The organism is Enterobacter sp. ENT03 (assembly GCF_019218745.1).
Classification (GTDB): domain Bacteria; phylum Pseudomonadota; class Gammaproteobacteria; order Enterobacterales; family Enterobacteriaceae; genus Enterobacter_D.
Genome location: NZ_JAHUXA010000006.1, coordinates 150,876 through 166,729, shown reverse-complemented (window position 1 = coordinate 166,729; position 15,854 = coordinate 150,876). Strand labels below are relative to the sequence as shown.

Here is a 15,854-nt window from a genome sequence, read left to right as displayed (position 1 = left end):
GGTTTTATCTTACAGCGGCTGCGTCTGCGCCTCGACTACCGCCAGCGCGACCATGTTGACGATACGACGCACGGAGGCGATTGGCGTCAGCACGTGCACCGGTTTTGCCACCCCCATCAGCACCGGGCCGACGGTAACACCTTCTGAGCTGGACACGCGCAGCAGGTTGTAGCTAATGCGCGCCGCCTCCACGTTTGGCATCACCAGGATATTGGCCGAGCCTTTCAGCGGACTGTCCGGCATACGATCCTGACGAATGCTTTCCACCAGCGCCGCGTCACCGTGCATCTCCCCATCGATCATCAGATCCGGTGCCCGTTCGCGCACCAGCGCCAGCGTGTCGCGCATTTTGCAGGCCGCCGGTGAGTTGGAGGAGCCAAAGTTAGAGTGCGACAGCAGCGCCACGCGCGGCTCGATACCAAAGCGGCGCACGGTTTCTGCCGCCATCAGGGTGATCTCCGCCAGCTGTTCCGGCGTCGGATCGTCGTTGACGTAGGTGTCGGTAATAAAGGTGTTGCCGCTCGGCAGCAGTAAGGCGTTCATCGCCCCCGCCGCGTTGACGCCGTCACGGTAGCCGAACAGCTGCTGTACCACGCTGAAATGCTCGTGGTAATCGCCGATGGTGCCGCAGATCAGCGCATCCGCTTCGCCGCGCTGTACCATGATCGCGCCGATCACCGTCGAATTGCTAATCACCGCGCGCTGCGCCTGCTCCTGGGTGATCCCCCGGCGTTTCATGATGCCGTAGTATTCGTTCCAGTACTCTTTAAAGCGCGGATCCGATTCGTTGTTCACGATCTCAAAATCGACGCCCGCTTTGATTTGCAGCCCCAGCTTCTGGATGCGCATTTCGATGACGCCCGGACGACCAATCAGGATCGGCTTCGCCAGCCCCAGCGTGATCAGCTCCTGAGTGGCATGCAGCACCCGCGCTTCCTCCCCTTCCGCCAGCACCACCCGTTTCGGTTCATTGCGCGCCTGGGAGAAAATCGGCTTCATGAACAGGTTGGTTTTGTAGACAAACTCCGTCAGCTTGTCGATGTAGGCGGTGAAGTCAGCGATCGGTCGGGTCGCCACGCCGGTGTCCATCGCCGCTTTGGCAACGGCCGGGGCAATTTTCACGATCAGACGCGGGTCGAAAGGTTTCGGGATCAGGTAGTCGGGGCCGAAGCTCAGATCCTGATCGCCATAAGCGGAGGCCACCACTTCGCTCTGCTCGGCATGGGCCAGTTCAGCGATAGCGTGCACGGCGGCCAGCTTCATCTCTTCGTTAATCGCGGTGGCACCCACGTCCAACGCGCCACGGAAAATGAACGGGAAGCAGAGGACGTTATTCACCTGGTTCGGGTAGTCGGAACGACCGGTGCAGATAATGGCGTCCGGGCGCACGGCTTTCGCCAGCGGCGGCAGGATCTCCGGCTCCGGGTTAGCCAGCGCAAGGATCAGCGGCTGACGCGCCATCTCTTTGACCATCTCCGGCGTCAGCACTTTCGGGCCGGAACAGCCGAGGAAAATATCCGCATCCTTCACCACATCGGCGAGGGTGCGTCTGCCATCATCGTCAATGGCGTACGCGGCTTTGGTTTCCGCCATGTTCGGCTCGCGGCCTTTGTAGATCACGCCTTTCGAGTCGCACACCACAATGTTGTGCTTTTGCATGCCGAGCATGACCAGCAGGTTCATACAGGCAATGGCGGCAGCCCCTGCGCCGGACACCACCATGCGCACGTCAGAGAGATTTTTTTCCACCACCCGCAGACCGTTTAAAATCGCTGCGGTGCTGATAATGGCCGTGCCGTGCTGATCGTCATGGAACACCGGAATGTTCATGCGCTCGCGCAGCTTCTGCTCAATGTAGAAACATTCCGGCGCTTTGATGTCTTCCAGGTTAATGCCGCCGAACGTCGGTTCCAGCGAGGCCACCACGTCGATCAGTTTGTCGGGATCGAGTTCGTCCACTTCGATGTCGAACACGTCGATACCGGCGAATTTTTTAAACAGTACGCCCTTGCCTTCCATCACCGGTTTGCCCGCCAGCGCGCCGATATTGCCGAGGCCAAGCACGGCGGTACCGTTGGAAATGACCGCCACCAGGTTGCCGCGCGCGGTGTATTTGTACGCCGCCAGCGGATCTTTTTCGATTTCAAGACAAGGGGCGGCCACACCCGGTGAGTAGGCCAGCGCGAGGTCTCGCTGCGTCGCCAGCGGTTTGGTGGGGGAGACCTGAATTTTGCCGGGAACCGGGAATTCGTGAAAATCGAGCGCGCTCTGTTTTAGTTGTTCATCCATTTTGGTGATCCTTTCACGTATCGTTAGTAGGGGTGAAGCGTGATCGCTATCCTGATGCGCCGACCAGTATCGCCCCATGACGGTCGATAAACTTTGAACACCGCCAAAGTCTTACCAATCAAAAAGCAAATTTGTTATCAAATTATAACAGTGCTGTTACACCCCTTCGCCAGCAAGCCAGCCCCTGTCTGCTATGCTTTTTTATCAGGCCCGTGAACCACTTCACAAAAGTGTGCAGTAACACACTAGCGTAAGCATTTGCTTTTTAAGGAGTATTTAGCATGAATTATTTAGACGGCATCAAAAAATTCACCACCGTCGTCGCCGACAGCGGCGATATTGAGTCCATTCGCAGTTATCAGCCGGAAGACGCCACCACTAACCCCTCTCTGCTGCTGAAGGCCGCGGCGCTGCCGCACTTCTCCCACCTCGTTGATGACGCGCTGGAATACGGTAAACAGCGCGGTAAAACGCAAGAGCAGATCGTGGCGGAAGCCAGCGACAAACTGGCGGTCAATATCGGTGCGGAAATTCTGAAAAGCATTCCGGGACGTGTCTCCACGGAAGTGGATGCCCGCCTCTCGTTTGATAAAGAAAAAAGCATGAGCAAAGCGCTGCGCCTGGTGGAGCTGTATGAAGAACAGGGCATCGATAAATCCCGCATCCTGATCAAACTGGCTTCCACCTGGGAAGGGATCCGCGCCGCCGAGGAGCTGGAAAAACAGGGCATCAAATGTAACCTCACCCTGCTGTTCTCCTTTGCACAGGCCCGTGCCTGCGCCGAAGCGGGCGTGTACCTGATTTCGCCGTTCGTGGGCCGTATTTACGACTGGTATCAGGACAGAAAACCGATGGAACCCTATGTGGTTGAGGAAGATCCGGGCGTGAAGTCCGTGCGCAATATCTATGATTTCTACAAGCGTAACCGCTTTGAAACCATTGTAATGGGTGCCAGCTTCCGCCGTATTGAACAGATCCTCGCACTGGCGGGCTGTGACCGCCTGACCATTTCTCCGGCGCTGCTTAAAGAGTTGCAGGAGAAAGAAGGTGATGTGGAGCGCAAGCTGGTGCCGTCTTCCCAGACCTTCCAGCGTCAGCCGCCGCTGACGGAAGCGGAATTCCGCTGGGAGCATAATCAGGATCCGATGGCCGTTGAGAAGCTCGCCGATGGTATTCGCCAGTTCGCTGTCGATCAGCGCAGCCTGGAAGATTTGCTTGCCGCCAAACTGTAACTTTTGCCATGGAGAGAACTATGTCTCGTAAAGAGCTTGCCAATGCCATCCGCGCCCTGAGTATGGACGCGGTACAGAAAGCCAATTCCGGTCACCCCGGTGCGCCGATGGGCATGGCCGATATTGCGGAAGTGCTGTGGAATGACTTCCTCAAGCACAACCCGACCGATCCGACCTGGTACGACCGCGACCGCTTTATTCTGTCGAATGGTCATGCCTCAATGCTGCTGTACAGCCTGCTGCACCTCTCTGGCTACGATCTGCCGATTGAAGAACTGAAAAACTTCCGTCAGCTGCACTCTAAAACGCCGGGCCACCCGGAAATCGGCTACACGCCAGGCGTGGAAACCACCACCGGCCCGTTGGGTCAGGGGCTGGCCAACGCCGTCGGTCTGGCAATTGCCGAGCGCACGCTGGCGGCACAGTTTAACCAGCCGGGCCATGACATCGTCGATCACTTTACCTACGTGTTCATGGGCGATGGCTGCCTGATGGAAGGGATTTCCCACGAGGTGTGTTCGCTGGCGGGTACGCTGGGTCTGGGCAAGCTGATTGGTTTCTACGATCACAACGGCATTTCTATTGATGGCGAAACCGAAGGCTGGTTCACCGATGACACCGCCAAGCGTTTCGAAGCCTATCACTGGCATGTGGTGCATGAAATTGATGGTCACGATCCCGAAGCGCTGAAAAAAGCGATTCAGGAAGCGCAGAGTGTCACCGATAAGCCGTCGCTGATTATCTGCCGCACGGTGATCGGTTTTGGCTCGCCGAACAAAGCGGGTAAAGAGGAGTCCCACGGCGCGGCGCTGGGGGAAGAAGAAGTCGCCCTCACCCGTCAGAAACTGGGCTGGAAACACGGGCCATTCGAGATCCCGAAAGATATTTATCAGGCCTGGGATGCCCGCGAGCGCGGCGAGAAAGCTCAGCAGGCGTGGAATGAGAAGTTTGCCGTTTATAAAAAAGCGCACCCGGAGCTGGCCGCGGAGTTTAGCCGCCGCATGAGCGGTGGTCTGCCGGAAAACTGGGAACAGCTAACCCAGCAGTACATCGAAAAACTGCAGGCGGAACCGGCGAAGATCGCCAGCCGTAAAGCGTCGCAAAACGCCCTGAATCAGTATGGCCCGGCGCTGCCGGAACTGCTGGGCGGCTCCGCGGATCTGGCACCGAGTAACCTGACCATCTGGTCCGGCTCGAGGTCGCTGAAAGAAGATCCTGCCGGGAACTACATTCACTACGGCGTGCGCGAATTCGGCATGACCGCCATCGCCAACGGTATCGCCCATCACGGCGGCTTTGTGCCTTATACCGCCACCTTCCTGATGTTCGTGGAATATGCGCGTAATGCGGCGCGTATGGCGGCACTGATGAAGGCGCGGCAGATCATGGTTTATACCCATGACTCCATCGGTCTGGGGGAAGATGGTCCGACGCACCAGGCGGTGGAACAACTCGCCAGCCTGCGCCTGACGCCAAACTTCAGCACCTGGCGTCCGTGCGATCAGGTGGAAGCGGCCGTGGGCTGGAAGCTGGCCATTGAGCGCCACAACGGCCCGACGGCGCTGATCCTCTCCCGTCAGAACCTGGCGCAGATGGAGCGTACGCCGGAGCAGGTGAAAGCCATTTCGCGCGGCGGCTACATTTTGCAGGACACGGACGGTACGCCGGACATTATCCTTATCGCCACCGGCTCAGAAGTGGAGATCACCTTCAATGCGGCGGCGAAGCTGCGTGAAGAAGGCCATAAGGTGCGCGTGGTGTCACTGCCGTCTACCGACATTTTTGATGCGCAGGATGAGGCGTACCGCGAGTCGGTGCTGCCGTCAGACGTCAGCGCGCGCGTGGCGGTGGAAGCGGGTATTGCCGACTACTGGTACAAATATGTCGGCCTGAAAGGGGCGATTGTCGGCATGACCGGCTACGGTGAATCCGCCCCGGCGGATAAGCTGTTCCCGTACTTCGGCTTTACTGTCGAAAACGTGGTAGCGAAAGCGAAGAAAGTGCTTAACGTGTGATCCACAGGGTGGGCCAGGCATCTGGCCCATGCCAGTTATCACAGCTTGGCTCTTCGGCATAACGCACCAGACGAAACCGCTGGCCGTCAAACCGCCAGCGGGTCTGCGTCCCGCAATCCGCCAGACCACGCCCTTTTGCCAGCGTCGTCAGCTCGCGGGTCTTGGTATCAAATCCCACGTTCATCAGTTCCAGTTCATCGTCACCGCTGCCAGGCTTGAACGGCAGACGCAGTTTTATCGCGCGCGCGACATAGGGTTTTTCCCGTGAAATCAGCCAGGCGAGATCCACCGTGTTGTAAGCCCCCGCCTCACAGCCAATCATCAGCAGCGCTTTGTCGTCGGTTAAGGCGGTGACGCGCACTTCCCGGCGCGCCGGATCGAGGGAGCACTGGGTATTGCCCATCCGCCAGTTAGCGTAGTCCAGCAGATCGTCCAGCTCTTCCCGGGTCAGCGGCGTCGGCGTCGGGTTGACCAGCGCCACCTCTTTCAGCGCCGGTGCTGGCGGCACGCTGAGCGGTGGACTGGTGCCTTTGTCGATCCACGCGGTTTCACTGCCGACACGCTTTTGCTGGGCATCAATAAACAGCAGGGCGGCTTTCAGCCCCACCAGCGAAATGATCCCCTCCCCGTTTTGCAGGGTAATGGCTTGCGCGTTCTGAATGGTCTGTAAAAAGTCGCTGATGGTCGCCGGGTGACTGGTGATCAGGCGCTGGGGCGTGATGCTCCAGTTATTTCCTGTCAGCGGCAGGAGTTTGCCGTCCAGTAACAGCCGGGGGGCGATGGGGGCGATGCGCGCCGTGGAGGTATTCACACCACCTAAGTTAATCCGCAAAGTGGCGTCGGTTTTCGCGCCAGCGCTGCGGGCCAGCGTCATCACCAGTCCCTGATGTTCGCCGGTGTTACGCGCCACGCAAAAGTTCTGGTTGTTGCAGGTGACCTGCCAGTCGGAGAAGCGCTGCTGGGAAGGCGCCGCCCACGACGAAAACGCCGCAAACAGGCCGAGAAAAAACAGTATCAAGACGCGATAACGCATGGACAGCACAACCCCGGAAGAAAATACGTTTAATTAAACGCGCGTATCATCTTCATTCGGAGGTTGATGCTCAATCGGAATTATCGGATAGATTTATTTAAAATACATCTTACTAACCTGATTAAAATCAAGCCATTAGTCCTGATGACTGAAGATATTGCAGCAATATCACCGTCTTACCGTCTCGAATTTCACCGCGTTTCACCATCGCCAGCGCCTCGGTGAAGGGGATTTCAAGCACTTCAATGTCTTCGTCTTCCACACCGCCGCCGGCGTTGGCGCGCTGGGATTCGCTGTATTCGGCGATAAAGAAATGCACGATTTCCGTCACGCCGCCGGGTGACATGTACAGCTCGAACACTTTGCGCACTTCCCCCACGGCGTAGCCGGTCTCTTCAATGGCTTCTTTGCGGATGCACACTTCCGGCTCGTCATCATCCAGCAGCCCGGCGCAGGCTTCAATCAGCCGACCGTCCTGGTTCCCGTTCACATAAGTGGCGATGCGGAACTGGCGGATCAGCACCACGCTCTGTTTTTCCCGGCTGTAGAGCAGAATGGTCGCCCCGTTGCCCCGATCGTACACTTCCCGTTTATGGCGGATAACCTCGCCATTTTTTCGCGTTAAGTCGTAGGTGATATTGCGCAGTACGAAATAGTTTTCAGAAAGGATTTTGTCTTTGATGACGTCAATGTTCATCGGTATTACGGCTCCACGAAACTAAGCAGGATGCTGATGATACGTCGTGACGACGGTAATTTACACTTTCTCCTTTTTTTCTCCACGTTTAGTCGCCCCGATACCGCTAAAGTGAAGCGAGCAATGTAAAATAATGAAGTACAGCGAAAAGAGGTCCTGTTTCTGATGGCGAATTTCTTTATTGATCGCCCCATTTTTGCCTGGGTGTTAGCCATTATTCTTTGCCTCACCGGCACCCTGGCTATTTTGTCCTTACCCGTTGAGCAATATCCCGATCTCGCCCCGCCTAACGTGCGGGTGACCGCAAACTATCCCGGGGCGTCGGCGCAGACGCTGGAAAACACCGTTACTCAGGTGATCGAGCAGAACATGACAGGCCTCGATAACCTGATGTATATGTCATCGCAAAGCAGCGGCACCGGCCAGGCTTCTGTCACCCTGAGCTTTAAAGCCGGTACCGATCCGGATGAAGCTGTGCAACAGGTGCAAAATCAGTTGCAGTCGGCGATGCGTAAGCTGCCGCAGGCGGTACAGAATCAGGGGGTGACGGTACGTAAAACCGGCGACACCAACATTCTGACCATTGCGTTTGTTTCTACCGATGGATCGATGGATAAACAGGATATTGCAGATTATGTCGCCAGTAATATTCAGGAGCCGCTGAGCCGCGTGAACGGCGTCGGCGATATTGATGCCTATGGTTCCCAGTATTCAATGCGTATCTGGCTCGATCCGGCGAAACTCAACAGCGTGCAGCTCACCGCCACCGACGTAACGGCGGCGATTAAATCACAGAACGCGCAGATCGCCGTTGGTCAGCTGGGCGGCACGCCGTCGGTGGATGACCAGGCGCTGAACGCCACCATCAATGCTCAGTCGCTGCTGCAAACCCCGGAGCAGTTCCGCGCCATTACCCTGCGCGTCAATCAGGACGGTTCTGAGGTAAAGCTTGGCGATGTGGCCACTGTCGAAATGGGGGCGGAGAAGTATGACAACCTCAGCCGCTTTAACGGCAAAGCCGCCTCCGGGCTGGGGGTAAAACTGGCCTCCGGCGCGAATGAGATGGAAACCTCGAAGCTGGTGATCGACCGCCTCAACGAGCTGGCCCCCTTTTTCCCGCACGGGCTGGAATATAAAGTCGCCTACGAAACCACCTCCTTTGTGAAAGCGTCGATTATCGACGTGGTGAAAACCTTAATTGAAGCCATCGCGCTGGTGTTCCTTGTGATGTATCTGTTTTTGCAGAATTTCCGCGCCACGCTGATCCCGACTATTGCCGTACCGGTGGTGCTGCTTGGCACCTTCGCGGTGCTGTATATCTTCGGCTACAGCATTAACACGCTGACCATGTTCGCCATGGTGCTGGCCATCGGCCTGCTGGTGGATGACGCCATTGTGGTGGTGGAGAACGTCGAGCGCATCATGACGGAGGAAGGTCTTTCTCCGCGCGAGGCGACGCGGAAATCCATGGGGCAGATCCAGGGCGCGCTGGTGGGCATTGCGATGGTGCTGTCGGCGGTGTTCGTGCCGATGGCTTTTTTTGGCGGCACTACCGGCGCAATTTACCGGCAGTTCTCCATTACCATCGTCGCCGCCATGGTGCTGTCGGTGCTGGTGGCGATGATCCTCACTCCGGCGCTGTGCGCCACCATGCTCAAACCGCTGCACAAAGGCGAACAGCACGGCCAGAAAGGTTTCTTCGGCTGGTTTAACCGCATGTTTAACCGCAACGCCGCGCGCTATGAGTCGGGCGTGGCGAAGATCCTGCATCGCAGTCTGCGCTGGATGGTGGTTTACGTGCTGCTGCTGGGTGGCATGGTGTTTCTGTTCCTACGGCTGCCGACCTCATTTTTACCGCAGGAAGATCGCGGCACCTTTACCACCTCGGTACAGCTGCCGAGCGGCGCTACGCAGCAGCAGACGCTGAAAGTGGTGCAGAAAATCGAAGACTATTTTTTCACCCATGAGAAAGACACCGTCACCTCTGTGTTCGCCACTGTCGGCTCCGGCCCTGGCGGCAACGGGCAGAACGTGGCGCGTATGTTTGTGCGGCTGAAAGACTGGGAAGAACGCGACAGCGATACCGGCACCTCGTTCGCCATTATCGAACGCGCCACCAAAGCATTCAGCCGTATCAACGAAGCGCGCGTGTTCGCCAGCAGCCCACCGGCTATCAGCGGGCTGGGCAGTTCGGCGGGCTTTGATATGGAATTGCAGGATCACGCTGGCGCCGGGCACGATGCGCTGATGGCCGCCCGCGACCAGCTCATCGCGCTGGCGGGTGATAATAAACAGCTTACCCGCGTGCGGCACAACGGGCTGGACGACAGCCCGCAGTTGCAGATCGACATCGATCAGCGCAAGGCGCAGGCGCTGGGTGTCTCCATTGATGACATTAACGACACGCTGCAAACGGCGTGGGGCTCCAGTTACGTGAACGATTTTATGGATCGTGGTCGCGTGAAAAAAGTGTATGTGCAGGCCGCCGCGAAATACCGCATGCTGCCGGACGACATCAATCTGTGGTACGTGCGCAATAAGAGCGGCAGCATGGTGCCCTTCTCGGCGTTTGCCAGCTCGCACTGGGAGACGGGCTCACCACGGCTTGAGCGCTATAACGGCTATTCGGCGGTGGAGATCGTCGGCGAGGCCGCGCCGGGGGTCAGTACCGGCACCGCGATGGACATCATGGAAAATCTGGTGAAACAGCTGCCGGGCGGCTTTGGTCTTGAGTGGACGGCGATGTCGTATCAGGAACGACTCTCCGGTGCGCAAGCTCCTGCGCTGTACGCCATTTCGCTGCTGGTGGTGTTCCTCTGTCTGGCGGCGCTGTACGAAAGCTGGTCGGTGCCGTTCTCGGTGATGCTGGTGGTACCGCTGGGGGTGATTGGCGCGCTGCTCGCCACCTGGATGCGCGGCCTGGAAAACGATGTGTACTTCCAGGTGGGGCTGCTGACGGTCATTGGCCTGTCGGCCAAAAACGCCATTCTGATCGTCGAATTTGCCAATGAGATGAACGCCAAAGGCCAGGATCTGCTCTCGGCAACGCTTTATGCCTGTCGCCAGCGCCTGCGTCCGATCCTGATGACCTCGCTGGCGTTTATCTTCGGCGTACTGCCGATGGCCACCAGCACCGGCGCAGGCTCCGGCAGCCAGCATGCGGTGGGCACCGGGGTGATGGGCGGGATGATCTCCGCGACGGTGCTGGCCATCTTTTTCGTGCCGCTGTTCTTCGTGCTGGTACGTCAGCGGTTCCCGCTAAAAGAAGGTCAGTAAGATTGAACAAACAAAAAGGCGACCCGTTCAGGTCGCCTTTTACTTTGTGATATTTTTCACAATTTTCTAATTTTCAGTGCTTCTTGCTTTATACTTTTTTCCGGAAATTATTTACGAAGCATGCCTTCGATAAAGTCTTTCCAGTTCCCCAGTTCATGTTCAATCATAACAACCTCTGTATTTATTATGGCTATTCTACGAAAACAAAACGGTGTTGTGAAGATATTTTAAGCGATTGCTATGATTGCTATCCCCGCCACTTCTTTTGTCTGAATTAACTATGCCCGGTATCGCATTATATTTTTGTGATACATAGCAACATTCTGAAACGAACGAGAGAAACGTTTCGCTGGCGTGACGAGCATCATAAAACGGCCAAAAACCGCTCAAGTTTTCACTGTTCACCCTGTTGGCAGCGATGTCTGCAAATGAAAAAAATTATCAATAACGATGACAGGTAAATGCCTAAATAATAGAATTTGCGAAGATTTCATTTTCACCGATATGTATATCTGGCTTACGGATTCTGTTATTAATGTGCATGCAAAAAAGATGATGTTTTATTCAAAAAAAGATACCGTGCTATTAATTAGTCAGTGTATAAACGAAAATAACAGCGCCGGTGATTTATCATAAATTTCACAGGTAATATTCAAATTAATTGAACGCCAAAAGCAAATTTACGCAAACTCATTCATGAATGTTATACAATGCGGGGTTTCGGGCCCGCAAAAATCACACAGGATTTGACATGACCGCTTTAACGCCACACACCATCCCCACGCTATACGGCATAAAAAACTGCGACACCATCAAAAAAGCGCGCCGCTGGCTGGAGGAACAACACAGGGAATACCGCTTTCATGATTACCGTGTTGACGGCCTCGATCTGCCTTTATTACGTACCTTCGTTGACGAACTGGGCTGGGAAGCGTTGCTTAATACCCGCGGCACGACCTGGCGCAGGCTTGATGAAGCGCAGCGGGCGGGCATCACCACTGCCGATGCGGCGATGGCGCTGATGCTTGAAATGCCGGCAATTATTAAACGACCATTGCTCTGCACGCCCGGGAAGCCTATGCTGCTGGGTTTCACTGCTTCCAGTTACGAGCTGTATTTTAACGAGGTGTAGTCTATGTCATGCCCGGTCATTGAGCTGACGCAACAGCTTATTCGCCGCCCTTCCCTGAGCCCCGATGATGCGGGCTGCCAGGCGTTAATGATTGAGCGTCTGCGCGCGATCGGTTTTACCGTTGAACCCATGGATTTTGGCGATACCCAGAATTTCTGGGCCTGGCGCGGCCAGGGTGAGACGCTGGCCTTTGCCGGTCACACCGATGTGGTGCCCGCCGGTGACGCCGATCGTTGGATCAATCCGCCATTCGAACCCACTATCCGTGATGGCATGCTGTTCGGACGCGGTGCGGCAGACATGAAAGGCTCGCTGGCGGCGATGGTGGTGGCGGCTGAGCGCTTTGTCGCGCAGCACCCGAATCATAAAGGTCGTCTGGCGTTTCTGATCACCTCTGATGAAGAAGCCAGCGCCGCCAACGGCACGGTGAAAGTGGTGGAAACCCTGATGGCGCGTAACGAGCGTCTTGATTACTGCCTGGTGGGCGAGCCATCCAGCACCGAAGTGGTGGGCGATGTGGTCAAAAATGGCCGTCGCGGCTCCCTGACCTGTAATCTGACTATTCATGGCGTGCAGGGACATGTGGCCTACCCGCATCTGGCGGATAACCCGGTACACCGCGCCGCGCCGATGATCGACGAACTGGTCAACATTGAGTGGGATCAGGGTAATGAATTCTTCCCGGCTACCAGTATGCAGATCGCCAACATTCAGGCAGGCACCGGCAGCAACAACGTCATTCCCGGCGATCTCTTTGTGCAGTTTAACTTCCGCTTCAGCACCGAGCTGACCGACGCGATGATCAAATCCCGCGTCATGGCGCTGCTGGAGAAACACCAGTTGCGTTATACCATCGACTGGTGGCTTTCCGGGCAGCCGTTCCTGACAGACAGCGGCAAGCTGGTGGATGCGGTCGTGAAGGCGATTGCACACTATAATGAGATTAAACCGCAGCTGTTAACCACGGGCGGCACGTCCGACGGACGCTTTATTGCCCGTATGGGCGCGCAGGTGGTGGAGCTGGGACCGGTGAACGCGACGATTCATAAAATCAATGAATGTGTTAACGCCGCCGATCTGCAACTGCTCGCCCGCATGTATCAACGTATTATGGTACAGCTCGTCGCCTGATAAGTATTTCTGAATGAGGATAAGCGCATGGACTGGCTGGCAAAGTACTGGTGGATTTTAGTGTTAGTGTTCCTGGTCGGCGTACTGCTTAATGTGATTAAAGATCTTAAGCGTGTTGACCATAAAAAGTTTCTCGCCAATAAACCCGATCTTCCGCCGCATCGTGATTTTAACGATAAATGGGATGACGAAGACGACTGGCCGAAAAAGAAATAAGTCCGAGAGTTGAAGGTAACGCCCGGCGGCGCAAGCTGGCCGGGCGTAGAGGCTGTGCTTACAGAAATTCGACGATATTGTCGTCGTTCGGTTTACCGCCGCTCAACGCCTCATCGAAATAGTGCTTCGGCACGGTAAAGCGCAAATGATCCAGCGCCAGTTGCAGGCTGCGATCGTCAATGGCATGTCCCAGCCCGTCAACAATATCCAGCGTCACATCGCCACCGGCTTCGATTAACGCTTCCTGCGCCGCCACCGCGTGCGACAGGTTAATTACCGGATCGTCGCCCCCGTGGATCAAGTGCAGCGTGAGATCGCGATTGACGCGGGTCGGCAGACTGGCGTACCGACCATTAAACGCAATCACCCTTGAAGCCAGTTCCGGCTGCGCTTTTACGCTCTCCAGCGACATTATCGCCCCCTGCGAAAAACCGACCAGCGCCGTCGCCTGCGGGCCAAGGCCGCTTTGCGCCTGCCAGTAACGCACGGTCTCGACAAACACCGGCATAATGGCATCGATACGCGCCTGGCGGTTCTCTTCCGTCACATCCTGCACGGAAAACCACTGCCGCGCCGGTGCCGGGCCGCAAGGTTCAGCGCCACCGATACTGACGATTAACGCCTCCGGGAAGACCGGTGCGAACAGGCTGGCAACCTGTCCCATAGCAACCGGGTTATCACCGACACCATGAAAAAACAGCAGCAGTTGTCTGGCCTGGGTCTGCGGGGCTTGTACAACAAAATGGTCGTGTTTCATGACGGTCTCCTTAAGGCAATACCCTAAGTGTACGCCCTGCGACCATAATGACCATGCCAGTTGACTGAATGAGTCAGTTAAAAAAATTGCAGATTGATAACCTGATCGTGGAGGGTTTTGCTGCGCGACTCATCAAGCCGGGCGAGTGCCGTGGCGGTTTGCTGCCGTTGCGCGGCGAGCAGCGCTTTGCGGCCATTGAGATGCAGCCGTGCGCAGGTTTGCGTTTCATCATGTCCCTCAATCAGTTGCGCGCGCAGCGCGGCCAGCGGCAGATCGCAGGCGATAAGCAGCCGCTGCAACGCGGCGGTGGAGGCCGACAGCGGGCGATATGCAAAGGCAAATCCCGCCAGTTCCTGCCAGTCGGCCTCGTTAAGCGCCTGGTCTGCGGCAGGCGGCAGATCGAGCGGCTCATCGCGCCAGGCGGTGAGCCAGGGGAGATCCCGCGCCAGTCGCTGCTGCTCCCTGTTCACCAGCGCCCTGCCCGCAGCGGTGATCGGCAGCAGCGCCATCGCCGTGTAGCAGCCGCTGCTGGCCTCGCGGTAGCTGCCCGCCCGCACCAGTTGAAATCCGGCGCGCTGCCAGAATCGCCACAGCTCGCGGGTATAGCCAAAACTGACCGACAGATAATCCCACTCCCCCGCCTCACGTAATGCCCGCGCAATCAGCGCCTGGCCAATGCCCTCCCGCTGGCGATAAGGATGAACGGCGATGCGGCTGATGCGCTGGCCTTTTAAGGTCGCCGCCAGCGGATCGCCGCCGTGTGCCGCCAGCGACTGCGCTACCAGATTGCCGCGCGGACGACGAAATCCCGCCCAGACCGCCTGGCTTAACGCCGGGGAGAGTCCACCTTCGTCCACCAGCCACAGCGCGGCCAGCGGCGCTGACCGGGTGCGCGCCTGCCAGACGTGCTGGCCGGGCGCATCCATCATGCGACGTAAATCGAGCGGCGAGGTGCGGTAATGGGCGCTGGCCAGTAAGCGATAGAGCGCAGCTGGTTGCACGGGATCCTGCTGCCAGCTCGCGCGTTCCAGCGGCGCGATCTGATAATCGCCCTCCGGCACGCGGATTAAGATGTCCTCCTCAAACAACAGTGCCCGGCTGATAAAGGCTTCCAGCGGGCAGCCTGCGGCCCAACGCAGCGGCGTACTCAGGGTTTCATGATGCAGGCCAGGGAAGCCCGCGCAGAACTTAAGTAAAAAGCCCTGCCCGGTGCCTTCGTAGCCCTGTACCGTGGTGGTGAGCAGCGCCTGGGGAAATCCGGCGACCAGTTGATGCAGCAGCGGGCCGGGAATGGCGGCGGCTTCATCGACGATCAACCAGCGGGCATCAGGCGCATCACCGTCCGCCAGTTGCTGCGCCAGCGCGTCCGGGGCCATAAACCGGAATCGTTCGCCGGCATAGTGCGCCATCACGTCTGTCGCTGCCCGCGTCGGTGCCGTTACGATGGCGTCACCGGCGAGCTGTGCGAGATGCATACCCGCCAGCGCCGATTTGCCGCGTCCGCGCGGGGCCGTAACGACCGTGACGGCGGGAGGCTGGCAGGCAAGACGTTCAAGGATCGCCGCCTGCTCCCGCTCGGGTGCGCCGGTGGCAGGGTGCCACGGCGGGCGACGGGGAAAATCGGGAGACGAAAAAGCGTGATGCTGCGACCAGATCAGCGCCTCATCATCGTCCTGTAAGGTGCGGCAAAAGTGGTGGATAAAGTTCGGCGTGGCGATGGCCCCGGCGGCGTCGCTCCAGCGGATTGAATCCGCATCCGGTGTTGTCGGCCAGTTGGCCAGTGGCGGCGTGAGGAGTATCAGCCAGCTACCGGCGGTCAACGTACCGCTGAGCGCCGCGAATGCCGCCACGTCAAAGCCGTGGCGGGCATCGAAAACGGCATGGCTGAATTCGCGGCCCAGCAGCCGCTGCAAGGCGCGCGGGCTACTGGCCTGTGGCACGTCCGGGCTGTCGCTCACCCATTGCACCTCACCGCCCTGTTCAGCGGCGAAATCCCGTGCCTGTGTCAGACACCAGGCGCTTTCCCCGGCGATGACCAGCAGGCGGCGAATACCTTCGCGCGTCATCTCCTGCGTC

The 15,854-nt window shown here is 57.6% G+C and carries 12 protein-coding genes; 6 read left to right on the top strand and 6 right to left on the bottom strand.

What is annotated here, in order from left to right; translation table 11 throughout:
* Nucleotides 1-9 precede the first annotated feature (9 nt).
* Nucleotides 10-2,289, bottom strand: coding sequence for an NADP-dependent oxaloacetate-decarboxylating malate dehydrogenase (gene maeB / locus KW828_RS10875; protein ID WP_218336369.1), 2,280 nt, complete (start codon nt 2,287-2,289; stop codon nt 10-12).
* A 281-nt stretch (nt 2,290-2,570) separates the two neighbouring features.
* On the opposite strand from maeB, the gene tal reads away from it, so the two are divergent.
* Complete coding sequence (gene tal, locus KW828_RS10870; RefSeq protein ID WP_218336368.1) at nt 2,571-3,521, top strand: transaldolase; 951 nt, start codon at nt 2,571-2,573, stop codon at nt 3,519-3,521.
* Between the two features lie 20 nt (nt 3,522-3,541).
* Complete coding sequence (tkt, locus tag KW828_RS10865; RefSeq protein WP_218336367.1) at nt 3,542-5,536, top strand: transketolase; 1,995 nt, start codon at nt 3,542-3,544, stop codon at nt 5,534-5,536.
* Here the strand turns inward: tkt and KW828_RS10860 are convergent.
* Nucleotides 5,526-6,569 (bottom strand): DUF1176 domain-containing protein, encoded by a 1,044-nt coding sequence (locus KW828_RS10860; protein WP_218336366.1) that lies wholly within the window; start codon nt 6,567-6,569, stop codon nt 5,526-5,528. The two genes, tkt and KW828_RS10860, sit on opposite strands and share 11 nt — an antisense overlap.
* Before the next feature lie 127 nt (nt 6,570-6,696).
* The gene (gene nudK, locus KW828_RS10855; protein WP_218336401.1) at nt 6,697-7,272 is read right to left on the bottom strand and encodes a GDP-mannose pyrophosphatase NudK; all 576 of its coding nucleotides are present in this window, start codon (nt 7,270-7,272) and stop codon (nt 6,697-6,699) included.
* A 159-nt stretch (nt 7,273-7,431) separates the two neighbouring features.
* On the opposite strand from nudK, the gene acrD reads away from it, so the two are divergent.
* A complete protein-coding gene (gene acrD / locus KW828_RS10850) occupies nt 7,432-10,542 on the top strand; it encodes a multidrug efflux RND transporter permease AcrD (protein ID WP_218336365.1) in 3,111 nt (1,036 codons plus the stop codon).
* A gap of 107 nt (nt 10,543-10,649) precedes the next feature.
* Here acrD and ypfM read toward each other — a convergent pair whose 3' ends face one another.
* Entirely contained in the window at nt 10,650-10,709 is a 60-nt protein-coding gene (gene ypfM / locus KW828_RS10845; protein ID WP_100181659.1) for a protein YpfM, read from the bottom strand.
* Nucleotides 10,710-11,317: 608 nt separating this feature from the next.
* On the opposite strand from ypfM, the gene KW828_RS10840 reads away from it, so the two are divergent.
* Genes KW828_RS10840 through KW828_RS10830 form a run of 3 tightly spaced genes read left to right on the top strand, consistent with a single transcriptional unit; the run spans nt 11,318 to nt 13,021 of the window.
* On the top strand, nt 11,318-11,674 hold the full coding sequence (locus KW828_RS10840) for an ArsC family reductase (RefSeq protein ID WP_218336400.1): 357 nt from the start codon (nt 11,318-11,320) through the stop codon (nt 11,672-11,674).
* Nucleotides 11,675-11,677: 3 nt separating this feature from the next.
* A complete protein-coding gene (gene dapE / locus KW828_RS10835; protein ID WP_218336364.1) occupies nt 11,678-12,805 on the top strand; it encodes a succinyl-diaminopimelate desuccinylase in 1,128 nt (375 codons plus the stop codon).
* Nucleotides 12,806-12,832: 27 nt separating this feature from the next.
* Nucleotides 12,833-13,021, top strand: a complete 189-nt coding sequence (locus KW828_RS10830) for a YpfN family protein (protein WP_072569292.1) — start codon at nt 12,833-12,835, stop codon at nt 13,019-13,021.
* Between the two features lie 58 nt (nt 13,022-13,079).
* On the opposite strand, the gene ypfH is transcribed toward KW828_RS10830, so the two are convergent.
* Nucleotides 13,080-13,778, bottom strand: coding sequence for an esterase (gene ypfH / locus KW828_RS10825; protein ID WP_218336363.1), 699 nt, complete (start codon nt 13,776-13,778; stop codon nt 13,080-13,082).
* A 77-nt stretch (nt 13,779-13,855) separates the two neighbouring features.
* A complete protein-coding gene (locus KW828_RS10820; RefSeq protein ID WP_218336399.1) occupies nt 13,856-15,844 on the bottom strand; it encodes a tRNA(Met) cytidine acetyltransferase TmcA in 1,989 nt (662 codons plus the stop codon).
* Nucleotides 15,845-15,854: the final 10 nt, after the last annotated feature.